Raw genomic sequence first — 21,170 nt, 5'->3', positions numbered from 1 at the left:
CGCCCAGCGGGCGGGCGGAGCGCGGGCTCACGTTTCTCTCCCCAACCGGGAAACGCAGCGTTCACCACGGTTACTGACCATGGTGAACCACGAGGTTGCGTGGGCAAGTTGGCGCGAGCACCACCCCGCCGGCTCAGCGGAGCGGTACGAACCGGTAGCGCCCGGGCGCCGGCACCACCTCGACGTCGTCGCCCCGTCGCGTCACCTTCACGAGCCGGTCGCGCACGACCGCGACCATGACGCCGCCGTCGACGAGCTGGTCGACGAGCTCGCCCGGGACCTCGGTCGCCTCCGCCGAGACGAGTATGCGGTCGTACGGGCCCTCTTCGGGCGCACCGAGGACGTCGGGATCGGCCTGGGCGACGGCTGCCTGCGTCAGCCCCGCGGCCCGCAGCACCTCGTCGCTCGCGAGGACCAGCCGGGCGATGAGCTCGACGCCGAGCACCGAGCCCGTCGGTCCGACGAGGTGGGCGAGGATGCCCGTCGTCCAGCCGGAGCCGCTGCCGACGTCGAGCACCCTATGGCCGGGGCGGACGTCGAGCAGCTCGATCATGGTCCGCACCGTCGAGGGCTGGGAGTTCGTGACCCCGTCGCCGATGGACAACGGCATGTCGAGTCGGGCCGCGTGCCGGGCCCCACGCGGCAGGTAGTCGGCGCGCGGAGCGAGCCGCATCGCCTCGGCGACGGTGGGAAGCCTCGGCTCCCGTGTCATGTCTGCAGCGTAGGACTCCCGGGTCGATGGCACTGCGGGACGGGCCAACGTCGGGCCGTTCGACGGATATGGCCGTAGCTCGGAAGCCGGCTCGCGGCTCGGATGCAAGCTCGCGGCTCGCGGCTGGTGCCCGCCGCCCCGCCCGTCGTCACGGACGCTCCCTGGCGTCGCCCGTGTCGAGGGGCGGGGCGGTCGGGCGGTCAGTGGGATCCGGTGCCGTCGGGGACGGCGCTGGATCGACGTGAGCGAGATCCGACCCTCCCGCTCACGGACGACTCAGAACACGGGCTTGCCGCCGGTCACGCCGAGCACGGTCCCTGAGACGTAGGACGCCTCGTCCGAGGCGAGGAAGACGTAGGCGGCGGCCACCTCGACGGGGTGACCCGCCCGGCCGAGCGGGGTGTCGGAGCCGAAGCCGGACACCTTCTCCTCGGGCATCGTCGACGGGATGAGCGGTGTCCAAATAGGCCCCGGCGCGACGGCGTTGACGCGGATGCCGCGCGGGCCGAGCTCACTCGCGAGGTTGACGACGAGGTTGTTCAGCGCGGCCTTGGTCGAGGCGTAGTCGAGCAGCTCCTCGGACGGGTTATAGGCCTGGATCGACGTCGTGATGATGATGCACCCGCCGTCCTCGAGCTCGCCGGCGAGCGCTTGCGCGAGCCAGAACGGCGAGAACACGTTGACGGTGTAGGTGTGCTGGATCTGCTCGGCCGGGAAGTCCTCGAGCTTGCCGTAGGTCATCTGGAAGGCCGCGTTGCAGACGAGGACATCGAGTCCGCCGAGCGCCTCCACCGCGGCGCGGGCCACATCCTGGTTGGATTCGATGGTCGTCAGATCGGCCGGCAACAGGTGGCAGACGCCGCCGGCGCTCTCGATCGTCGTCTTCGTGTCCTCGGCGTCGCGCTGCTCCTCCGGCAGATAGCTGATCGCGACCTCCGCTCCCTCCCTCGACATCGTGATCGCGGTGGCGCGCCCGATGCCCGAGTCGCCGCCGGTGATGAGGACCCGCTTCCCGGTGAGACGCTCGCGCGCAGTCCACGTCCTCTCACCGTGGTCCGCTGCCGGCTCGAGGTCGGTGATGGTGCCCGGGTGCTGCTGGGTCTGGGGCGGGATGTCGGTCAGGGTCGGTCTGCTCATGTCCTCCACCTCATCGGCTCGCAGGACACCTGTCTACACCCTCCGGGGTGTGCCGCGCCTGCTGTCTCCGGATCAGTCTTACCCGCATTCGTGCAGGTCAGGCAACCGCTCATCCCCACCGGCGCCCCGAATCGTCGGCCGACCCGTCGCTGTCGTGGGCCCGAAGACAGGGTCTCGATCACGTCCGACGTCCGCCTTCGCAGGCGGTGCTGTGGGGCGTCGACCACGGTCTCGGGCCCGGCCGCAGGTGGCTCGTCACGACCATCGACGGCGTCGCAGGGGAGTCCACCGCGCAGGAGTCGCCGGCGGGAGGTGACCGGATCGGGGAGCACGGAGCAGCCCATCCGCACCGGGGAGCTGTGGACGGAGAAATTGCCGCAACCCTGACCCGGTCCTATCATCGACGGGTTGAGGGGAGTACTTCCTCGCCCGGTTCGGACAAGCCCGGTCGCCCCAGCGCGACCTCGTTCCGGGGTCGTGGTCCGGCCGCGATGAAGGAGACCTCGGCACGACCAACGCCTGAGGAGAACCTGCATGTTCGTCACGGCTGAGGGCGCGCCCGGATCCGGAACGCCGCTCGACACCATCGCCGATCCCACCCTGTGGGCCGTCACCATCGGCGCCATCGTCGCCCTCTTCGTCCTCGACTTCCTCATCACCCGCCGGCCGCACAAGGTCGTGATGAAGGAAGCCATCGGGTGGTCGATCTTCTACATCGCCCTCCCGCTGACCTTCGGTGTGTGGGTGTGGCTCGAGCACGGTGGTGAGACCGGCCTGCAGTACTACACCGGCTACATCGTCGAGAAGTCGCTCTCGGTCGACAACCTGTTCGTCTTCCTCCTCCTGCTGACCGCTTTCGCGGTACCGCCGGAGTACCAGCAGCGTGTCCTGCTCATCGGCATCGCCGGTGCCCTCGTCCTGCGGGCGATCTTCATCGCCCTCGGCGCCCAGCTCATCGCGTCGTTCTCGTGGGCCTTCCTCCTCTTCGGGGCCGTCCTCCTGGTCACCGCCGTCAAGGTCTTCCGCGACGCCTCCGACCAGGAGCAGAAAGAGATCGACATCGGCGAGATGCGCGTCGTCAAGCTGATGCGCCGCGTCTGGCCGGTCGAGAGTCAGTACCACGGCACGAAGCTGTCGGTGAAGGTCGACGGTCGCCGCGCGATCACCCCGATGGCCCTCGTCATCGTCGCGATCCTCACCACCGACGTCGTGTTCGCGATCGACTCCGTTCCGGCGGTGTACGGCATCACCGCCGACCCTTACCTCGTCTTCGTCACCAACGCCTTCGCCCTGCTCGGCCTGAGGGCGCTCTACTTCGTCGTCGCCGGCGCGCTCGCCTCGCTGGCGCACCTCGGCTACGGCCTGGCGGTCATCCTCGCCTTCATCGGCGTCAAGCTCGTCCTGCACTGGGCACACGGCATCTGGCCGCAGGTCCCCGAAGTACCGACCCTGCCCTCATTGATCTTCGTCGTCGGCGTGCTCCTCACGGTGACCGCCACCAGCCTGTATGCGCGACGCAGGGATGCCCGTCGTCTCACCCGGCCCGAGATGCCGGCCTCTCGCGACTGACGCGCCCGGAGCCGGGTGCAGCCGACGGACTCCGGATGTGACAGCGTTCGGGAGCGCGGACGCAGGGCGGTCCCCGCTGACGTGGTGGAACCCACGCACTGCAGCCCTCCCACGCATCGCCGGGGTTGGCTAGCCTCGGAGGTGACGGACAGAGACGCCCCGGTGGTTCTCGACGGTGGATCTCGAACCCGACCGGCCGAGGAGAGGAGACGGATCATGACCGCGATCGTGCGGGTGGACCTGGGGCTGCACGCCGCCGAGCTCGCCAACCAGCCGATCATCGTCAACGGCGAGGAGCTGGGCCGCACCAGAGGTGCCGTGACGGATGTCGAGGTCGGGCCGGGGTGGAGCATCATCGTCCTCGGTCACGGGTGGGACCAGACGGCGCCGGCCCGGTTCCACGCCTATGACCACGACATCGTCGAGGTGAGCGCCGACCGCTTCGAGGAGGGGGTGGTGCCCGGGGGCGGTCTGCTCGGCGGCCGTTTCGCCCTCCACGTCACCCACCCGCAGCCCACCCCGCCGGACCCCGAGGCGCCGGCCTGAGCGGCCGGCCCGGTCCGCGCGAGTCCGGCCGGCGAGCGTCTGCCCCCTCCGTCGTGCCGGTTTCGCTGAAGTATGCGGTGGTCGAGCGGGAGCGCCGCTTCCTCGTGCGTGTCATTCCGGACGGTGTCGTCGACCGGGTCGTGATCGTCGACCGCTATCTCACCGGAACGCGGCTGCGGCTGCGGGAGGCGCGCACTGCGGACGGTGGGGTGGTGCGCAAGCTCGGGCAGAAGGTCCGCCTCTCGGACGGGCCGGCGGAGGTGGCCTGCACCAACGTCTACCTCGATGATGCCGAGTGGTCGTTGCTGGTCGGCCTTCCCTCCCGGCTCCTCCGCAAGACCCGCCATATCGTCGAGCGCGACGGCCTCACGGTCGCGGTCGACGAGCACGAGGACGGCTCGCTCGTCGCCGAGATCGACGCCGGCGCGGCCGAGCCGATCCCCACGCCGGAGTGGCTCGAGGTCCTCGCCGACGTGAGCGGAGACGAGGAGTGGACGGGAGCCGCTCTCGCCCGCCGAGGCCGGCCCTGACAGTCGACGCCGTCAGTCTCCTGCCGTCTCCAGCACTTCGACGGCGAGCACGGTGGGCAGGTGACGCGCGATCTCCTCCCAGGTCTGACCTTCGTCCCGACTGGCGAACACGGATCCGGTGTTGGTCCCGAAGTACAGGCCAGCAGGGTCGCAGTGGTCCCCGCTCATCGCCTGGCGCAGGACGGTGAAGTAACAGGACTGCTGCGGCAGCCCCGCCCGCTGCGCCTCCCAGGTCGAGCCGCCGTCGCGGGAGCGCCAGACCGCGGCCGCGGCCTCCGGCGGATAGCGGCCTTCCATGTCGCCGTTCAACGGCAACGTCCAGATCGTTCGCGGGTCGCGCGGATGCACCGCGAGGGGGAAACCGAATGTCGACGGCAGACCGTTCGTGATGTTGCGCCAGCCCCGGCCTCCGTCGTCGGAGCGCCAGACGCCGTGGTGGTTCTGTTGGTAGAGGAGGTCGACATCTCCCGGTGCTCGCTCGACATGGTGGACACAGAACCCCATGTGGCCGTCGGAGGCGGCTGCGGGGTGGTCTCCGACTCCGCTGTCGCTCGGATCCGCGAGGTCGTTGCGTCGCTCCCACGTCGCTCCGGCGTCCTCGGTGAAGAACACCCCGGCGGCGGAGATGCCGATCCAGATCCGGTCGGGATTGCGAGGGTCGGCGAGAATCGTGTGCAGGACGAGGCCCGCCGCGCCGGGGGACCACTCCTCCGCCGACGGGTGCGCGGTCAGGCCCTTGACGGGCGACCAGCTCTCGCCCTCGTCCTCGCTGACGATGAGGTTCGCCGGCTTGGTCCCGGCGTATAGCCGGTCCCCGATGCGCGCCAGTGACCAGATCTGCGAGAACTCGTCCCCGAAGGGGAGGGGATCGTCGGACCAGCCGATCATGGCCGCGAACTCGGGATCCTCCGCGGCCCACTGGTCCATCTGTCCCCGGGTCAGTCGGGACAGCGTCCAGGAGCGGCCGCCGTCCGTGGAGCGCCACACCCCGGCGCCGCTCCAGTCTCCGCCGCCGGCCGCCCACATCGTCCCGGTCGCCGGGTCGCCGACGGCGTGGTTGATCGGCCACCCGTCGCAGAACGGGCCGCGGACCGTCCATCTGGAACGTTCGGCGTCCCCCTCGATGACGAAGGCACCCTTCGTCGTTCCCACCAGCAGGCTCACCAACACGTCGGACATCGAACGCCTCCTCGGCCGCAGTGCCTCCGCCATGACGACGGCGCATCGACCAGTGTGGCGAGCCGGTCCGACAGCGGCAACAGGAATGCCGCCTCGCCCCGGCGACCCCTCTACCAATGCCCGAGTGCGCCGAACCCGCATGCGAGCGGACCCGGCGGCGCTAGGTTGGGGCCGGTCCCACGCATGCGGGACGCAGGCCCCCCAGGAGGCAGATCCGTGACCGGCCCCACCGTCCCCGCTCCCACAGGCGCGCCCGACCCGGCCTCGCTGCTCCGCTCGCGGGGTTATCTCTCGTTGCTCGTGCTCGCTGCGCTGATCGGTGCTCCCGTCTCCGCGGTCGCCTACGGGTTCCTTGCACTCGTGTCGGTCCTCCAGCGATTCCTCTTCGAGGATCTGCCCGCTGATCTGTTCGGGTCCGCTCCGGCATGGTGGCCGGTGCCGTGGCTCGCCCTCTGCGGCCTGCTCACCGCGCTGACCATCCGCTACCTTCCGGGCACCGGCGGCCACTCACCGGCCCCCGGCTTCACGACGGGGGGAGGTCCGGCGGCCGGCCGCGACCTGATCGGCATCGTGCTCGCGGCGTTCACCAGTCTGAGTCTGGGCGCCGTGCTCGGCCCGGAGGCGCCGCTGATCGCCATCGGGGGTGGGCTGGCCGCCCTCACCGTGCGCCTGGCGAAGAAGGACGCACCACCCATGGCTGCCACCGTCATGGGTTCAGCCGGCAGCTTCGCGGCGGTGAGCACCCTGCTGGGGTCGCCTCTCCTGGGCGCCTTCCTCATCATGGAGGCGGCGGGCATCGCCGGTACCACGCTCACCCTCGTCGCCCTTCCGGGCCTGCTGGCCTCCGGAGTGGGCGCGCTGGTCTTCGTCGGCCTCGACTCGTGGACCGGGCTCGGCACGTTCTCTCTTGCCCTGACGACGGTACCCCCCGCCGAGTCACCCACGATCGCCACGATGCTCTGGGCAGTCCCTGTCGGTGTCGTGGCCGCTCTGCTCGGGTGGGCCATTCGCTGGGGCGCGGTGAGCCTGCGACCCCTGGTCCACCGTGGCCGGGTGCCGGTCACGGTGGGCCTCGGCCTGCTGATCGGCGGGTGCGCGATGGCCTATCAGATCATCACCGGAAACGCGTTCACAGACGTCCTCTTCTCCGGTCAGGACGCACTCCCCGAGCTCGTTTCGAATGCGGGCACCTACTCCCTCGGTGTCCTGATGGTGCTCGGGCTGTTCAAGACGCTCGCCTACGCTCTTTCGCTGAGCGCCTTCCGCGGTGGCCCGGTCTTCCCTGCGATGTTCGTCGGCGCAGTGCTCGGGATCGGGCTCAGCGGTCTCCCGGGCATGGACCTGGCGCCGGCGATCGGAATGGGCATCGGGGCGATGAGCTGCGCGATGCTGCGGTTGCCGCTCACCTCCGTGTTGCTCGCGACCCTCCTCATGGGTGTGGACGGGCTGCAGGTCACCCCGCAGGTGGTCATCGCCGTCGTCGTGGCGTTCGTCGTCACCTCCGCCATGCCGACCCCCGGACCGGTCGACCGCAGCGACGAGGCCGAGCCGGAACACCCCGCCGACAGGGAGTGAGCGGCGACCGCCTCATGGTCGCGCCATTCCGATAGGGGTCGGCTAATCACCCTCGTCGGGGGAGCCGCGCTCACGCGTCGACGATCAAGAGTGGGAGAGCAGCCCGCGAGGAGGTCCGATGTCCGTGCGTCCCGCCCGACTCAACGCCGGGATCGCCGTGCTGTTCGTTCTCGGCTCGGCCTGCTTCGTCCTGGGGTCGGTGCCGGCCTTCGTCAACGCCGTCGGCGGTCCGGTGGACGGGGCGACGTACGTCGTGGGCTCGGTGCTGTTCACCGCAGCCTCCCTCGTCCAACTCGTCCAGGCGCAGACGCCCGCTGCCACGACTGTCGACGACAGCTCCCAGCACGTGCCCGTGCATCTGGCGCTCTGGGGTTGGCGGCCGCGTGACCTGAACTGGCTCGCCGCCGCGACACAGTTCCCCGGAACGCTGTTCTTCAACGTCAGCACTGCCGGCCCCGCTCACCCACAACGCGACCGCCGCCGAGGTGGACCGTTACGTGTGGCGACCGGACTTCTTCGGCTCGGTGCTGTTTCTCGTGTCGAGTGCTCTCGCGGTGCGTGCCGTGTCCGATGGCCGTCTCGGCCAGGTTCGGTGGAGCAGCCTTCCATGGCGCATCGCGTGGCTGAACATGCTCGGTTCGGTGCTGTTCATGGCCTCGGCCCTCTCGAGCTATGTCCTCCCCGACTCGAACCAGGTGGTGAACACCCGCGTCGCGGTTGCCGGGACCCTGCTCGGAGCGGTGTGTTTCCTCGTCGGAGCGGCCCTGATGTTCCCCGCCTGGCGACAGGCGGTCGGATCGAAGCCGGCCACCCACAGCGACCGGTCCCCGTAACCGTCGGGGACAGTCATTCTTACCCAGTCACGAAGGAGAACGCACATGTCCACCGCTTCGCAGAACGACTCCCCGCAGTACGAGGCCGATGCCGCCCTGTTCGGCAACAGGTTCGCCACAGCGGAGGTGCCGAGTCGGGAGTTCCCGGCATCGGGCATGACCGCGGTCGACGCGATGCGCCTCGTCGCCGAGGACCTGGCCCTGGAGGGGGATCCGGCTCGCAACCTGGCCACGTTCGTCACGACGTGGATGGAGCCGGAGGCGCAGCGCCTCATCGCGGCCAACCTGCACCGCAACTTCATCGACCACGCCGAGTACCCCCGGACGGCCGAGATCGAGCAGCGCTGCATCCGGATGCTGGCCGACCTGTTCCACGCTCCCGGGTCGACGACCGGAGCGCGCACCCAGGGTTCCTCCGAGGCCATCATGCTCGGCGCGCTGTCGCTGAAGTGGAACTGGCGCACGCGGCGGGGGGCGGAGGGTGCGGCGACCACCAACCCCAATCTCGTCTTCGGCGGGGATGTGCACGTCGTCTGGGAGAAGTTCTGCCGCTACTTCGACGTCGAGCCCCGAATCGTGCCACTGGCACCGGGCAAATACACGATCGGCCCCGATGACGTCGAGCCGCACATCGACGAGAACACGATCGGTGTCGCCGCAGTGCTCGGGACGACGTTCACCGGTCACAAGGACGACATCGTCGGGATCAACGACCTGCTGGTGCGGATCAAGCAGGAGCGCGGGCTCGACGTTCCTCTGCACGTCGACGGCGCCAGCGGGGGGTTCGTCTGGCCCTTCCTCTACCCGGACTCGCCGTGGGACTTCCGCCTCGAGCAGGTTCGTTCGATCAACGTGTCGGGACACAAGTTCGGACTGGTCTACCCCGGCATCGGCTGGCTGATCTTCCGCGAGACCGCCGACCTCGCGCCGGACCTGGTCTTCGAGGAGAACTACCTGGGCAAGACGGACGCGACGTTCACCCTGAACTTCTCGACGGGCTCGGCGATGGTCATCGCGCAGTACTACAACCTCGTCCGCTACGGCCGCGCGGGCTACGCGTACATCATGCGCAACATGCAGCAGAACGCCCGGGTCCTCGGCGACAAACTCGAGGCCATGGGTCGGTTCGAGGTGATCGGCCGGGACGAGGAGCAGCTTCCCCTCGTGGCCTTCCGGTTGGCCGAGCGTGGGTCCTTCGACGAGTTCGACATCGCCTGGCAGCTGTCGGCGGAACGCGGCTGGATGGTGCCCGCGTACACCCTGCCTCCCAACGCCCAGGACGTGACAATCATGCGCGCCCTGGTCAAGGAGACGATGAGCCGGGAGCACGTCGACACCCTCGCCCGCGACATCGAGGAGGCGTGCACGACCCTGTCGCGCAAGGGAGGCGCACACGAATCCGAACGCCGCAAGGTGGTCACTGGTCCGGGGCACTGACACCCGCACACCGGTGGGGGGCCCGGGCGACCGCCACGGTCACTCCGCAGCCGGCGCCCATGCCTCCGGGCGGGGGAGGCTGCGCAGGGGACGGCTGGTGAGGATGGCGCCGACAGCCACCACGCAGATGAGGGCACAGGCGAGCAGGGTGGGCCGCAGGCCGAAGGCGGCCAGACCCCAGCCCGCCAGGAGTGGCGCCAGTGGCATGGCTCCGGCCGCGGCGAGCTCGACCGCACTCATGACGCGCCCGAGGACGGCCCGGGGCGTCTGGTGCATGAGGTAGCCGATGATCGCCGCATTGGCCGCCGGGGCTCCCAGGATGCCGAGGGTCAGGATCGCCAGCGTCGACCAGAAGCCCGGTGCGAAGGGCAGCGCGAGCATCGACAGACCGGCGAGCGAGAGGCCGACCATGGCGACCCACCCGGACGGGACGCGCTGGACCACCGGTCCCGCGACCGCCGCGCCGAGCAGCATACCCAGACCCAGCGCGGTGGAGACCAGCCCGATCCGGGCGGGTGACTCGCCGGTCGTGGCCAGGTGGTAGAGCAGGGTGGTGACCGCGCCGTTGAGCCCGAGGTTGAGCAGGAGCGCGACCGCCATCACCCGGCGCAGCTCGGCCCGTGCCCACAGCCACCGCAGCCCCGCGCCGATCTCGCCCCGGATCGAGCTGGACTCCTCGGAAAGGAACGGCCGGAAGTCGCCCTTCAGCACAAGGGCGCTCACCGCGCTCACGAGATAGGCGACAGCCGTCACCACGAGTGCCGGCACCGCACCGATGCCGAGCAGCGCCCCGCCGAGCGGTGCACCGCCCATCGAGACCGCGGCGTCACGGGCCTGGTTGGCCGCCGACGCCGTCGGAAGCACCTCGGGGCGGACCACCTGCTTGAGGGCCGCGTTGGAAGCCCCGCCCAGCAGACCGGCGCGCACACCCGCGAGGAGGTTCAGCGCCGCGAGCGCGACCAGCCCCACCTCGAGCTCGATGACTGCGAGGATCCCGCCCACGACCACCGCCGCGGAGAGACCGCTGAGCACCATCAGCCGTCGCAGGTCGTGTCGGTCGGCCAGGACCCCGCCGACGAGGGTGGTGGCGATCCGTCCGGCGAAACCGACGGCCGCGACCGTCCCGGCGAGCGCGGCGTCCCCGCTGACCAGGACGACGAGAAGGGGGATGAGGAAGAACTGGAGCGTGGAGCCCACGGCCTGTGCGGTGTCACTGACGAGCCAGACCCAGTAGGACCGTGAGCGCCACAGCGAGCCCGAAGTCCGGGTGTCGTGCTCGGTGTGGGTGCCCGTATCCACAGCCGGCTGGGTGGTCGTATCCGCCGGGGGGCGCGCGGGTGCCTCGGCGGTGATCGGCGCGCCGGGAGCGGCGAGCGTGACGGACTTCGGCGTGGTCATGGCAGCGACACTAGACCCGCAATAGATATTGCGCAATAGATATTGCGCAATTTACCTTGCGGAGAAGTATGCTGTCCGTCATGACGGCTCCCGACACCGAGAATGAGGCCCCGGTGACCGGTGGAACGCCCGGCGGGGGCGCGCCCCAGGACGCGAGCACCGACGACCGGCCACAGTCCCGCAACGTGCGGCTCTCGTCCCCGATGCTCAAGGCCATGTCCCATCCGTTGCGAAGGCGGATCCTCGAGCTCATGCACGAGGACGTCCCCAGGAGGGCGGCGGACCTCGCCGAGCTCGTCGACGCGCCGGCCAACTCGGTGAGCTTCCACCTGCGTCAGCTTGCCCGCGCCGGTCTCATCGTCGAGGCGCCCGAGCACGCTCGCGACCGGCGGGACCGCGTGTGGATGGCGGCCGGCAGCGGCTATGTGGTCCCCACCCCCGCAGAGCCCGTCGAGCCCGAGGACGAGCTGGTGCTGCGCGCCTTCATGGACCAGGAAGCGCTGGACCTCCATGACGTCATCGCGCGGGTCACGGCGTGGGTCCCCGACTGGAGCAGCGGCCGGGAGAAGCGGCCGCGCGCGACGATCCAGACCGGGCTGCTGGAGCTGACCGAGGAGGACGTGCGCTGGCTGTCCGACCGCTTGGGGGAGCTGATGCGGGAGGCGATCGAGCGCTCGCAACGGCCGACGGAGGAGTCACGCCGGCTGTGGCGCATGGTGGGCATCCTCGCCGACGACTCGCTCCCACGACCGGGGGAGTCGCCGGCGCCCGATCCGGTCCCCTAGGCGTGCTCGCGCAGGTACGCGCCGAAGTGCGGAACCGTGAACGCGATCCGGCCGCGCTCGCCGGAGTAGATCAGGCCCTTCTTCAGCAGCGCATCGCGAGCGGGGGAGAGGGACTGCGGCTTGCGGCCGAGCTGGGCCGCGACCTCGGCGGTCGGGACGGACTCGGGGTCGGAGCCGTCCAAGCCCCCGGCGGCGGCCACATCGGCCATCGCCCGCAGGTACTCCCGCTCGCCGGGGGTCGCCCGCTCGAAGCGCGACCCGAAGAAGCCGACCGCGAGCTCGGCCTCGGCCTCGGCAGCGCCGACCCGCACGTCGTCGACCCCGATCGGTGACTGCGGCGCCAGGTCCCAGGCGGCCTTGCCGTACGCCTGGATGAAGTAGGGGTAGCCGTCGGTGAGCGCATACATCACCTCGAGTGCCTCGGGGGTGTACGTCGCGCCCTCGTCCTCGGCAGGGGCCACGAGCGCCCGGTCGGCGGCGCTCCGGTCCAGCCGGTCGATGCGGGCGTAGCGGAAGAGCCTCTCGCTGTAGGACTTCGACGCCGACAGCACCGCCGGCAAGTGCGGCAGTCCGGCTCCGACGACGATGAACGGCAGCCGCGACTGGGAGATCTCGTGCACCGCGGCGCACAGGGCGGAGACGTCGGAGGGTCCGAGGTCCTGCATCTCGTCGATGAAGACCGCGATCCCGCGGCCGGTGTCGCCGGCCATGCCGCCGACATCGGAGAGCAGCTCGACGAGGTCGATCTCGATGTCGCCGGAGTCGGCGCGGCCGGGAACGGCCGGCACGTCGATGCCGGGGCTCCACCGGTCCCTCAGCTTCGCACCCGCCCCGGCGTCGCGCTGGACGAACGACTTGACCACGCCGAGCGAGTGCTCGCCGGCGCCTCCTGCCGGTCCGAGCTCGCGGATCGCCTGGTGCAGCGCGGAGGCGAGCGGCCGGCGCAGGGACTGGTCGGGTCGCGCCTCGAGCTTTCCGGTGCCCCATCCCGCGCGCACCGCGGCCGAGCGCAGCGCGCCCAACAGAACGGTCTTGCCGACTCCCCGCAGGCCGGTGAGCACGACCGAGCGCTCGGGACGTCCCCGCGCGACCCGTTCGAGGACGACGTCGAAGGCGTCCAGCTGCTCGTCGCGACCCGCGAGCTCGGGGGGACGCTGGCCGGCGCCAGGTGCGTAGGGGTTACGGATCGGATCCACGATCGGAGGTTATAGGACTCTCTAGTCTCCACCGCATACATCCCAATAAGCCGGTATGCGCGTGTCGCCGCCACCTGTCCGCGCAACTCGGTCGCGGGTCGAGGGGGTGGGAGGGGTGCGAAGCGGGGGTGGCTCTGTCAGAGTTGCGTCATGCGGACGCCGCCCATGCCCCACCCGCACCTGATCATCCTGCGCAGCGTCGCCACGGTCCTGCTCAGCGCCGTCATCGCGCAGGCGGGCTGGGCCTCGGCGATGCTCGGGGGCGCCGGCGACTACCTGCGCCAGCACCAGGTCGGGGCCTGGATCACGCTCGTCGTGGCGATCGCGTCGGCGATCGCCTATCTCGCCCTGCGCCGCTCGGCAGGGCCGGTCAACGTCGGCCTGGCGGTCGCCTCGGCCGTCGCCATCACGGTGCAGTTCACCCTCGGCGAGCTCGAGATCCGCGCCTGGCACATCTTCTGGGGGATCCTCATCGTCGGTTTGACGACCTCGCTCACGTCCTGGACGTATCGGCACACCCTCCCCGAGGACGTGCGGGCGTATCCTGCACCCGTGACCCCGGAGCCTCGCGCATGAGCGGCGGACTGGCCGCCCTCCTCGACGACATCGCCGCACTCGCCAAGCTGGCCGCGGCCTCGGTCGACGACGTCAGCGCGGCCGCGGGGCGGGCCAGCGCGAAGGCGGCCGGGGTCGTCGTCGACGACACGGCCGTCACGCCGCGCTACGTCACCGGGTTCAAGCCGGAGCGCGAGCTGCCGATCATCCGGAAGATCGCGATCGGCTCGCTGCGCAACAAGCTCCTCATCATCGTGCCGGTCGCCCTCATCCTGAGCGTGTTCGCCCCGTGGGCTCTCACGCCGATACTCATGATCGGCGGCACCTATCTCTGCTACGAGGGCGCCGAGAAGATCCTCGAGAAGCTCGGCGTCATCCAGCACCACGTCGAGCAGGACGTCCCGGTCATCGAGCAGGGTCCGGAGCAGGAGAAGAAGATGGTCTCCGGCGCGGTCCGGACCGACTTCATCCTCTCCGCGGAGATCATGGTCATCGCGCTCAACGAGGTCGCGAACGAGCCGCTCGTGCAGCGGACGGTCATCATGGTCGTCGTCGCGATCGCCATCACGGCCCTCGTCTACGGTGTCGTCGGTCTGATCGTCAAGATGGACGACATCGGTCTGAGCCTCACCCAGCGCAGCTCGGGCACGAGCCAGCGGGTGGGGCACGCCCTGGTCAAGGGCATGCCGAAGCTCCTCTCGGTCCTGAGCACCGTCGGCATCGTCGCGATGCTCTGGGTCGGTGGCCACATCCTGCTCGTCGGTGTCGACGAGCTCGGCTGGCACGGTCTGTACGACCTCGTCCACGGCCTCGAGGAGGGCGTTGCCGGTGTCGCCGGCGTCGGTGGCTTCCTCGCCTGGCTCATCAACACGATCGCCTCGGCCATCCTCGGCCTCATCGTCGGCTGCATCGTCGTCGGCGTGCTGCACGTGCTGCCGTTCGGCAAGAAGTCCGGACACGACGGGACGCCGCACGCCGATGAGGCCGCCGGGCCCGCCGATGGCACCACTGGATCCACCCCGAGCGCCGCCGAGTCCACCCACGCCACCCCGACCACAGAGTCCACCCAGACCAAGGAGTGACCCGATGAGCAGCGCCCCTCCCGGATGGCACCTGCAGCCGGACGGCCGTGAGCGGTATTGGGACGGCGAGCGGTGGACGGACGAGTTCCGCACCCCGGGCAGTGCGCCGACCGAGCAGATCCCGCTCGACGAGACCCGTGACATGCCCGCGGCCGGGACCGGCGCATACGGCACCCCCGCGCAGGCGGGCCAGGGTCCGGGTGGGTATGCGTCGCCCCCGTCCGGCGCATACGGTCAGCCGGGTCCGGGTCAGCCGGGTTACGGCCAACCGGGATACGGTCAGCCGGGATACGGCGAGGGCGGTCCGCTCTCGGACAAGCCGCGCGGGAGCGGGTGGGGCAAGGGCTGCCTCATCGCCCTGCTCGTCGTCGCGCTCCTCGCGGCGATCCTCGTCGCGGTCGGGGTGTGGTTGTTCCGCGCCGCGAACGACGCGGTGAGCGAGTCCATCAGCACCAGCGTCCCGACCGAGGTGCCGACGGAGCTCCCGACCGAGGTGCCGACGGAGCTCCCGACCGAGCTGCCGACCGGCCTCCCGACCGACCTGCCGACCGAGCTGCCCACCGGGCTGCCGACGGACCTGCCCAGTCTTCCCGGGCAGGGTGCCACGGCCGAGGCGGGTCTCGGTGAGGAGTTCACCCTCGGCCCGGCGACGATCCAGTCCGGCTGGACCGTCGAGGATGTCACGCTCGGCTTCGCGTCCGTCGTCATGCAGGCCGTCCCGACCGAGGGCAGCACCGTGCCGCTCATCTTCGACCTCGTCTTCTTCGAGGGAGACACGGACGTCACCCGCACGACGTGCAGCGTCCCGCTCGAGCCCGTCGGCGAGACGGTCGACGTCGCCTGCGTGCCGGTCCGCGGGTTCACCGACGGCATCGACAGGATCGAGGCGTCCGGCGTCGGAAGCGGCTGACTCGAGCGGTCGCCCCGCCGCATCGTGCTTTTCCGGTGATGCGGAGATGCTGTGCTGCGGAGACGCGCAGACGCAGTGACGCAGTGAGTGAAGCCTCACCTCACGCTGTCTCTTCGGCCACATCACGGCTGTCGACGTAGCGTCGTCAAACCTTCTACTACTACAGTATGTAGTGCAAGCGGGGAGACCCCCCCGGGGCACACGGAAGGACAGGCGCGATGAGCACTGCGACACAGCACCACACCAACCCCACCACTGGGGACGTCATCTACCAGGAGGACATCGTCACGTCGCCGGTGTTGCGCAAGCTGCTGGCATTCGGACGCATCCTCATCGGATGGACCTTCATGTGGCCCTTCCTCGACAAGCTCTTCGGCTTCGGCTTCGCCACGCCGAGCGAGCGTGCGTGGATCAACGGCGGCACGCCCGCCCAGGGCTTCATGGGCAACCAGACCGGTCCGTTCGCCGACTTCTTCGCCTCCATCACAGGGGTCTGGGCGGACTGGCTCTTCATGGCCGGCCTCTTCGCCATCGGGCTCGCGATGCTGGCCGGAGCGGGCCTCAAGCTCGCTGCCTGGGGTGGGACCATCCTCATGTTCCTCATGTACCTCGCCCAGTTCCCGCTCGGGCAGCCGGCCGATGTCATGGTCACGAACCCGATCACCGACTCGCACTGGATCGAGGCGACCGTCCTGCTGATCGCGGCCTACGGGCTGGCGGGCGACACCTGGGGCCTCGGCAAGTGGTGGGCCGGCAAGGTCGGCAACGGCATCCTGCGGTAGACCGCACAGTCCCACCAGACACCCGACGAAGCCCCCGGCCGGACGGCCGGGGGCTTCGTTCGTCTACTTCCCATCCGAGTTGTGCTGCAGTTGCGCCCGCTGGGCGGAGGCACGCCCACGTGACGGACGTGGGGGCGCGTGGCGGAGCAATTGCTGCGGCGGCCGGGCGGATCTGCGGCGGGGCGCGAAGATCTGCGGCCGCCGGCCTCGCGGGTCAGCTGCTCTGGGCGGCGATCTGCTCGCGGACCTCGTTCATGTCGAGACCCTCGACGGCCTCGATGACCTGCTCCAGCGCCGACGACGGCAGGGCGCCCGGCTGGTTGAAGACGAGAACGCCGTCCCGGAAGGCCATAAGGGTCGGGATCGAGGTGATCTGCAGCGCGCCGGCGAGGTCGCGCTCGGCCTCGGTGTCGACTTTGGCGAAGGTGATGTCGGAGTGCTCCTCGCTCGCCTTCTCGAAGACGGGTGCGAAGTTGCGGCACGGGCCGCACCACTCGGCCCAGAAGTCGACGAGCACGATGCCGTCCTGCTTCACGGTCTGCTCGAACTCGGTCATGGTCAGGTTCATGGTGGCCATACGAAGAACTCCTCGGGGGTCGGGGGGATCGGTAGCGCCACACCATCTGGCGGAGCGCGCTGATGTCCTTCGTGCAACAGGGTCGAGGAGACGACTATTCCAACATACCCTGGGGGGTATATAGTGGGTCACGACATCGATCCCGACCTCCGAGGAGGACCCCCACCATGTGCCGACCCGCGAAGTGCCGGAGCTGCGGAAAGACCACCTGGGCCGGCTGCGGCAGCCACGTCAGCCAGGTCAAGGCCACCGTCCCCGCAGGCCAGTGGTGCGACGGCCGACACGCGAACGCCCCCGCCGACCAGACCAGCGGCGGCTTCCTGGGCAGGCTCTTCGGCCGCTGACCCTCCGCACCCACGGGTGCGCTCCCGAATCGCTGTGCCCGATCCCACCTCTCCCGGGATCGGGCACGGCTATGTCCGGGTCGTCCGGTCCGATAACGGCGGCCACGGCCCACCGCTGCTCAACCGACCGGCGTCGCCTCGCCGGCGATGAACGGCACGAGCTCGAACCGATCCGACCCCGGTCGCGGCGTCAGGGGGGTGATCGTGAAGCCGCCTGCCTCGAGCAGCGCGTCGATGTCGCGGTCCAGGTGGCAGCCGCCGGCGACCGCGCCCCACACGGGCTGGACGCCACGCTGGATCGACCCAGCCCGGTCGTGCGGTGAGAGGACGTGCTCGACGTAGAGCACCTTGCCGTCCGGCCGGAGCACCCGGTGCATCTCGCGCACCGCCGCCTCGATGTGCGGGATCGTGCACATCGTCCACGTCGACACGACCGTGTCGACCGAACCGCTCTCAACGGGGAGCTCGGCTCCGTCGAGGCCGACCCGGCGCACCGGTCGGTCGAAGGCCTCGACCCGCCGGACGGCGCGCTGCCAGGCCAGGTCGATCGGCTCGACCGCGAGGACCTCGGTCACAGCCTGCGGGTAGTGCTCGAGGTTGTGCCCCGACCCGAAGCCCACCTCGAGGACCCGTCCCTCGGCGCGACCGGCCACCATCTCCCGCCACCGCCGCGAGGTCGCCTCGCTCAGCGCGACGTCCACCATCCGCGGGAGGACCTGATGCTCCCACCAGCTGCGTAAACCCACGGGTCATAGTCTGCCCGCTGCGCCGTCGGAATGCTGCAGCGCCGGAGCCGATGGCGGCCCCGGCGCTGCGGTCGATGTGGAGAGTTGTGGGGTCAGCTCGCCATCTCGTGGTCGTGCGGGTGCGGCCGGAAGTTGCCCTTGGCCTTCTCGCCGTTGATGAGCTTCGTGCTCATCGCGTACTGCAGCGCAGCGTAGGCGGCCGCGTCGCTGTTGACGTCCAACGCGTGGTTGTTGTTGTTGGCGAACGTGTCGCACGCGAGGTGGTAGCAGGGGTCGTACTGCTCACCCGCGGTGCCGCCCCAGATGGCCGCTTCCTGTGGCGTCTTGATGCCCTCGGCGCCGGTGAAGAGCCCACCGGACGGGATGCCGACCGCGATGAAGGGACCGTAGTCGGAGCGGCCGGAGAAGTCGGTGCCCTTGTACGGCTCACCGCGCATCGTGAAGAACGCCTCGTAGGTCTTCTCGATCTGGGCCGAACCCTCCGGTCCCGGACCCGCGCCGACCGCGTCGGAGTCGTCGCCGTCGTAGATGAAGAACACGTGGTTGGGCGAACCGATCATGTCGTAGTTGAGGTAGACCGCGATCTTGTCGAGCTCGGCCTGAGGAAGGTTGTTGACGTAGTACGTGGACCCGACGAGACCGGACTCCTCGGCGCCCCACCACGCGAACCGCACGGTGTTCTGCGGCCTGACCTTGCCCATCTGCTCGGCGATCTCGATCAGAGCGGCCGACCCGCTGCCGTTGTCGTTGATCCCGGGGCCCTCGTTGACGGAGTCGAGGTGTGCGCCGGACATGACGACGTTGTTCGTGTTCTTGCCGGGTAGCTCGGCGAGCACGTTGTACGTCGTCGCGATGCCACGGAAGGTGTCGGTCCTCACGCGCATGGTGAGACCCGGTGTGGCGGCGAGCTCCTGCCCGATCGACTGCGTGGTCTGCACGACAGGGACATCGAGAGTGAAGGTGTTGCCGAGGGTGCCGCTGAGCGCTCCAGGGATGTTGTTGTAGATGATCACAGCGACTGCGCCGGCGGCGGCCGCGTTGGTCGCCTTGAGCGCAAATGCGCATGCGCCGCGGGAGATGAGCGCGATGTTGCCCGCGGGGAAGCCGGCGAAGTCGGCGGCCTCGCAGCCCGGGGTCGCGTCGACCGGAGGTGCGGGCAGCGAGGTCACTGGCGCGGTGACGTCCCCGCTGCCGGAGTACTCCATCGCGGTGGCGGCGACCGGTCCGGCCGGGGGAGGGGCCGTTCGCTCGACGACAGCCGGCGAGAGCTCGATGAAGGTCTGGAAGTCGAACGGCTGGACCGTGGTGTTCCACCCCGCCGCGTCCAGCCGCTCGACGACGTAGTCGACCGACTCGTCGTAGCCGGCTGTGCCCGACACTCTGATGCCGTTGTTGGCGTCCGCGATCTCCTGGAACGCGGCCTGGTGCTCGCGGACCCCCTCGAGCTCGACGCAGTCGAGCAGCTTGGCGATCGTGTTGTTCACTCTCGTGTCGCAGGACGGTGGTGCGGCGAGGGCGGTCGAGGCGGCGATACCGCCGGTGGCGACGAGGCCGGCCGTCGCGGCGAGTGCCGCAATCGGCCGAAGTCGACGAATCCCCATGACGTACTCCTTCAGTGGGTGGAGCGGGCGCGGGATGCGTCCGGGTCGAATCTAGTGACCTGGATCACATCTGTCGACCGATGCTGTTCCCGGAGGGCGCCCGCGAGGGTCGGGCATCGATCCCGATCCGAGATGCGCGAACCGGCCCCGCGCTCCGGCCCGCCCGTGCCAGACTGCAGCCAGCCGCGGGGGCGACCCGCGCATACCCGCTCCCGAAAGACCCGCGCAGATGTCAGAGCCGACCGCGGCAGCCGCTCACGTCCCCGACGTCGTCCGACCTCAGACCAGCCGCCGCAACCGGTTGCTCTACGGGGTGGGGACGCTCGGCCGGGACATGACCTACACGCTCGTCGCGTTCTTCCTGATCTTCTACCTGACCGACGTCGTCGACGTCGACAACCGGACGCTCGCATGGATCACCGGGCTGCTCCTGACGGTCCGGCTGGTCGACGCGGTCCTCGACCCGGTCATCGGCGCCCTCGTCGACTCGACGCGGACCCGGTGGGGCCAGTTCAAGCCGTGGATGGCCCTCGGCGGGCTCGTGTCGGGGGTCTTCACGATCCTGCTCTTCACCGACTTCGGCCTGACGGGAACGCAGTTCGTCGTCGTCTTCAGCCTGCTCAACCTGCTGTGGGGGATCGGCTGGGCTGCGCACGACATCTCCTACTGGGGTCTGCTGCCGGCGCTCTCACTCAACCCGCAGGACCGGGAGCGCAACGCGGCGACGGCCAAGGTCTTCGCCAGCCTCGGGCAGTTCACCGTCGTCGCGGGGGTCCCGGTCGTGGCCGCCGGCATCGCCGCGTCGGTCGGGGGCACCGAGCGGGCCTGGCAGCTCGTGGCCATCGGGTGCTCCCTCGCCATGGTCCTGACGATGGGCATCACGATCTTCGGCGTCCGCGAGCGCACCGACGTCGACCTCGAGGGCGCGCACACCGGACTCCCGGAGCTGGCCCGCGCGCTGTTCCGCAACGACCAGCTGATCTGGGCGGCCACCGCATACCTGCTCTTCATGGTCGGCTACGGCCTGCCCGGAGCGTTCGGTCTCTACTTCTTCAAGTACGCCTACGGGGACGAGACGGTGTTCTCGGTGTTCGTGATCTTCGTCGGCATCGGGCAGGTGCTCGGTCAGGCGTCCTTCCCCGCGCTCGTGCGCCGCTTCGGACGACGCCGGCTGTACCGCGGCGCGACCGTCGTCATCGTCGTCTCCTTCATCGCCTTCGCGCTCGCGCCGCTCAACCTGCTCGTCCTCGGCGCCATCGCCGTCGTGATGTTCTTCCTCGCGTCGGTGATCATGCTGCTCATGCTCGTGTTCCAGGCCGACACGATCGAGTACGGCCAGTGGCGGCTCGGGCAGCGCAACGGAGCGGTGACCTTCGCGCTGCAGCCGTTCATCAACAAGGTCTCCGGCGCGACCAACACCGCGATCGTCGGGGTCGTGGCGATCGTCTCGGGCATGAACGAGGCGGAGTCCAAGGCCGACATGACCGACCAGGGCCAGCTGACCCTGCGCCTGGCGATGGTCATCCTGCCGGCGATCCTCGTGGCCATCGGCTACGTCGTCTGGCGGCGCAAGTACGTCATCGACGAGACGCTGCACGCCCGGATCGTCGCCGAGCTCGAGGAACGCGGCGACCTCGACGCGGACGGCCGCCGGGCGCTGCTGTAGTCGGGCGCTG

Annotated in this window: 22 protein-coding genes; 13 read left to right on the top strand and 9 right to left on the bottom strand. The window is 69.9% G+C overall.

The window, feature by feature from the left end; translation table 11 throughout:
• Positions 1-133: 133 nt before the first annotated feature.
• On the bottom strand, positions 134-712 hold the full coding sequence (locus GA707_RS11295) for a protein-L-isoaspartate O-methyltransferase (protein WP_152178530.1): 579 nt from the start codon (positions 710-712) through the stop codon (positions 134-136).
• 276 nt (positions 713-988) lie between these two features.
• Positions 989-1,849: an SDR family oxidoreductase gene (locus GA707_RS11290; protein WP_152178529.1), complete on the bottom strand. Its 861-nt coding sequence runs from the start codon at positions 1,847-1,849 to the stop codon at positions 989-991.
• A gap of 534 nt (positions 1,850-2,383) precedes the next feature.
• On the opposite strand from GA707_RS11290, the gene GA707_RS11285 reads away from it, so the two are divergent.
• The 3 genes from GA707_RS11285 to GA707_RS20850 all read left to right on the top strand — a co-directional run bounded on the left by GA707_RS11285 (position 2,384) and on the right by GA707_RS20850 (position 4,494).
• Positions 2,384-3,418, top strand: coding sequence for a TerC/Alx family metal homeostasis membrane protein (locus GA707_RS11285; RefSeq protein WP_152178528.1), 1,035 nt, complete (start codon positions 2,384-2,386; stop codon positions 3,416-3,418).
• 216 nt (positions 3,419-3,634) lie between these two features.
• Positions 3,635-3,964: a hypothetical protein gene (locus GA707_RS11280; RefSeq protein WP_152178527.1), complete on the top strand. Its 330-nt coding sequence runs from the start codon at positions 3,635-3,637 to the stop codon at positions 3,962-3,964.
• A 53-nt stretch (positions 3,965-4,017) separates the two neighbouring features.
• A complete protein-coding gene (locus tag GA707_RS20850; protein ID WP_193315294.1) occupies positions 4,018-4,494 on the top strand; it encodes a hypothetical protein in 477 nt (158 codons plus the stop codon).
• A gap of 12 nt (positions 4,495-4,506) precedes the next feature.
• Here GA707_RS20850 and GA707_RS11270 read toward each other — a convergent pair whose 3' ends face one another.
• Positions 4,507-5,673: a sialidase family protein gene (locus GA707_RS11270; RefSeq protein WP_152178526.1), complete on the bottom strand. Its 1,167-nt coding sequence runs from the start codon at positions 5,671-5,673 to the stop codon at positions 4,507-4,509.
• Positions 5,674-5,889: 216 nt separating this feature from the next.
• On the opposite strand from GA707_RS11270, the gene GA707_RS11265 reads away from it, so the two are divergent.
• Positions 5,890-7,248 (top strand): chloride channel protein, encoded by a 1,359-nt coding sequence (locus GA707_RS11265; RefSeq protein WP_226963728.1) that lies wholly within the window; start codon positions 5,890-5,892, stop codon positions 7,246-7,248.
• A gap of 84 nt (positions 7,249-7,332) precedes the next feature.
• Here the strand turns inward: GA707_RS11265 and GA707_RS21295 are convergent, their stop codons facing one another.
• On the bottom strand, positions 7,333-7,521 hold the full coding sequence (locus GA707_RS21295; protein WP_226963727.1) for a hypothetical protein: 189 nt from the start codon (positions 7,519-7,521) through the stop codon (positions 7,333-7,335).
• Positions 7,522-7,733: 212 nt separating this feature from the next.
• Between GA707_RS21295 and GA707_RS21290 the strand changes: the two genes are divergently transcribed.
• Both GA707_RS21290 and GA707_RS11255 read left to right on the top strand, forming a co-directional pair.
• Positions 7,734-8,081: a hypothetical protein gene (locus tag GA707_RS21290; RefSeq protein ID WP_226963726.1), complete on the top strand. Its 348-nt coding sequence runs from the start codon at positions 7,734-7,736 to the stop codon at positions 8,079-8,081.
• A gap of 45 nt (positions 8,082-8,126) precedes the next feature.
• Positions 8,127-9,518, top strand: coding sequence for a glutamate decarboxylase (locus GA707_RS11255; protein WP_152178524.1), 1,392 nt, complete (start codon positions 8,127-8,129; stop codon positions 9,516-9,518).
• A gap of 39 nt (positions 9,519-9,557) precedes the next feature.
• On the opposite strand, the gene GA707_RS11250 is transcribed toward GA707_RS11255, so the two are convergent.
• On the bottom strand, positions 9,558-10,916 hold the full coding sequence (locus GA707_RS11250; RefSeq protein ID WP_152178523.1) for an MFS transporter: 1,359 nt from the start codon (positions 10,914-10,916) through the stop codon (positions 9,558-9,560).
• 80 nt (positions 10,917-10,996) lie between these two features.
• Between GA707_RS11250 and GA707_RS21285 the strand changes: the two genes are divergently transcribed.
• Complete coding sequence (locus tag GA707_RS21285) at positions 10,997-11,701, top strand: helix-turn-helix domain-containing protein (RefSeq protein ID WP_226963725.1); 705 nt, start codon at positions 10,997-10,999, stop codon at positions 11,699-11,701.
• On the opposite strand, the gene GA707_RS11240 is transcribed toward GA707_RS21285, so the two are convergent.
• The gene (locus tag GA707_RS11240) at positions 11,698-12,897 is read right to left on the bottom strand and encodes an ATP-binding protein (RefSeq protein WP_152178522.1); all 1,200 of its coding nucleotides are present in this window, start codon (positions 12,895-12,897) and stop codon (positions 11,698-11,700) included. The two genes, GA707_RS21285 and GA707_RS11240, sit on opposite strands and share 4 nt — an antisense overlap.
• A 150-nt stretch (positions 12,898-13,047) precedes the next feature.
• Here GA707_RS11240 and GA707_RS11235 point away from each other — a divergent pair, with 150 nt between their 5' ends.
• The 4 genes from GA707_RS11235 to GA707_RS11220 all read left to right on the top strand — a co-directional run bounded on the left by GA707_RS11235 (position 13,048) and on the right by GA707_RS11220 (position 16,226).
• A complete protein-coding gene (locus GA707_RS11235) occupies positions 13,048-13,473 on the top strand; it encodes a hypothetical protein (RefSeq protein WP_152178521.1) in 426 nt (141 codons plus the stop codon).
• Positions 13,470-14,534 carry a DUF808 domain-containing protein gene (locus tag GA707_RS11230; protein WP_152178520.1) on the top strand — a complete coding sequence of 355 codons (1,065 nt, stop codon included), beginning with the start codon at positions 13,470-13,472 and terminating at the stop codon, positions 14,532-14,534. Before GA707_RS11235 ends, GA707_RS11230 begins: the two co-directional genes overlap by 4 nt.
• Positions 14,535-14,538: 4 nt before the next feature.
• Positions 14,539-15,444 carry a DUF2510 domain-containing protein gene (locus GA707_RS21635; protein WP_193315293.1) on the top strand — a complete coding sequence of 302 codons (906 nt, stop codon included), beginning with the start codon at positions 14,539-14,541 and terminating at the stop codon, positions 15,442-15,444.
• A 218-nt stretch (positions 15,445-15,662) separates the two neighbouring features.
• Positions 15,663-16,226: a DoxX family protein gene (locus tag GA707_RS11220; RefSeq protein ID WP_152178518.1), complete on the top strand. Its 564-nt coding sequence runs from the start codon at positions 15,663-15,665 to the stop codon at positions 16,224-16,226.
• A gap of 214 nt (positions 16,227-16,440) precedes the next feature.
• Here GA707_RS11220 and trxA read toward each other — a convergent pair whose 3' ends face one another.
• Positions 16,441-16,803 (bottom strand): thioredoxin, encoded by a 363-nt coding sequence (gene trxA / locus GA707_RS11215; protein ID WP_152178517.1) that lies wholly within the window; start codon positions 16,801-16,803, stop codon positions 16,441-16,443.
• A 167-nt stretch (positions 16,804-16,970) separates the two neighbouring features.
• Between trxA and GA707_RS20845 the strand changes: the two genes are divergently transcribed.
• Positions 16,971-17,147, top strand: a complete 177-nt coding sequence (locus GA707_RS20845; RefSeq protein ID WP_193315292.1) for a hypothetical protein — start codon at positions 16,971-16,973, stop codon at positions 17,145-17,147.
• A gap of 119 nt (positions 17,148-17,266) precedes the next feature.
• Here GA707_RS20845 and GA707_RS11210 read toward each other — a convergent pair whose 3' ends face one another.
• Positions 17,267-17,893: a class I SAM-dependent methyltransferase gene (locus GA707_RS11210; RefSeq protein WP_152178516.1), complete on the bottom strand. Its 627-nt coding sequence runs from the start codon at positions 17,891-17,893 to the stop codon at positions 17,267-17,269.
• A 92-nt stretch (positions 17,894-17,985) separates the two neighbouring features.
• Positions 17,986-19,494 (bottom strand): M28 family metallopeptidase, encoded by a 1,509-nt coding sequence (locus GA707_RS11205; protein WP_152178515.1) that lies wholly within the window; start codon positions 19,492-19,494, stop codon positions 17,986-17,988.
• Between the two features lie 229 nt (positions 19,495-19,723).
• Here GA707_RS11205 and GA707_RS11200 point away from each other — a divergent pair, with 229 nt between their 5' ends.
• Positions 19,724-21,160 carry a glycoside-pentoside-hexuronide (GPH):cation symporter gene (locus tag GA707_RS11200; RefSeq protein WP_152178514.1) on the top strand — a complete coding sequence of 479 codons (1,437 nt, stop codon included), beginning with the start codon at positions 19,724-19,726 and terminating at the stop codon, positions 21,158-21,160.
• Positions 21,161-21,170: the final 10 nt, after the last annotated feature.

The sequence above is a fragment of the Nostocoides sp. F2B08 genome (genome assembly GCF_009184895.1).
Lineage (GTDB): Bacteria > Actinomycetota > Actinomycetes > Actinomycetales > Dermatophilaceae > F2B08.
Note: the sequence above shows the minus strand (reverse complement) of the source record. Positions and strands in the feature narration are given on the sequence as shown.

Coding starts and splice junctions, on each gene's coding strand:
- GA707_RS11295 (WP_152178530.1), bottom strand. CDS start 712: ATGACACGGGAGCCGAGGCTTCCCACCGTCGCCGAGGCGATGCGGCTC.
- GA707_RS11290 (WP_152178529.1), bottom strand. CDS start 1,849: ATGAGCAGACCGACCCTGACCGACATCCCGCCCCAGACCCAGCAGCAC.
- GA707_RS11285 (WP_152178528.1), top strand. CDS start 2,384: ATGTTCGTCACGGCTGAGGGCGCGCCCGGATCCGGAACGCCGCTCGAC.
- GA707_RS11280 (WP_152178527.1), top strand. CDS start 3,635: ATGACCGCGATCGTGCGGGTGGACCTGGGGCTGCACGCCGCCGAGCTC.
- GA707_RS11270 (WP_152178526.1), bottom strand. CDS start 5,673: ATGTCCGACGTGTTGGTGAGCCTGCTGGTGGGAACGACGAAGGGTGCC.
- GA707_RS11255 (WP_152178524.1), top strand. CDS start 8,127: ATGTCCACCGCTTCGCAGAACGACTCCCCGCAGTACGAGGCCGATGCC.
- GA707_RS11250 (WP_152178523.1), bottom strand. CDS start 10,916: ATGACCACGCCGAAGTCCGTCACGCTCGCCGCTCCCGGCGCGCCGATC.
- GA707_RS21285 (WP_226963725.1), top strand. CDS start 10,997: ATGACGGCTCCCGACACCGAGAATGAGGCCCCGGTGACCGGTGGAACG.
- GA707_RS11235 (WP_152178521.1), top strand. CDS start 13,048: ATGCGGACGCCGCCCATGCCCCACCCGCACCTGATCATCCTGCGCAGC.
- GA707_RS11230 (WP_152178520.1), top strand. CDS start 13,470: ATGAGCGGCGGACTGGCCGCCCTCCTCGACGACATCGCCGCACTCGCC.
- GA707_RS21635 (WP_193315293.1), top strand. CDS start 14,539: ATGAGCAGCGCCCCTCCCGGATGGCACCTGCAGCCGGACGGCCGTGAG.
- GA707_RS11220 (WP_152178518.1), top strand. CDS start 15,663: ATGAGCACTGCGACACAGCACCACACCAACCCCACCACTGGGGACGTC.
- trxA (WP_152178517.1), bottom strand. CDS start 16,803: ATGGCCACCATGAACCTGACCATGACCGAGTTCGAGCAGACCGTGAAG.
- GA707_RS20845 (WP_193315292.1), top strand. CDS start 16,971: ATGTGCCGACCCGCGAAGTGCCGGAGCTGCGGAAAGACCACCTGGGCC.
- GA707_RS11205 (WP_152178515.1), bottom strand. CDS start 19,494: ATGGGGATTCGTCGACTTCGGCCGATTGCGGCACTCGCCGCGACGGCC.
- GA707_RS11200 (WP_152178514.1), top strand. CDS start 19,724: ATGTCAGAGCCGACCGCGGCAGCCGCTCACGTCCCCGACGTCGTCCGA.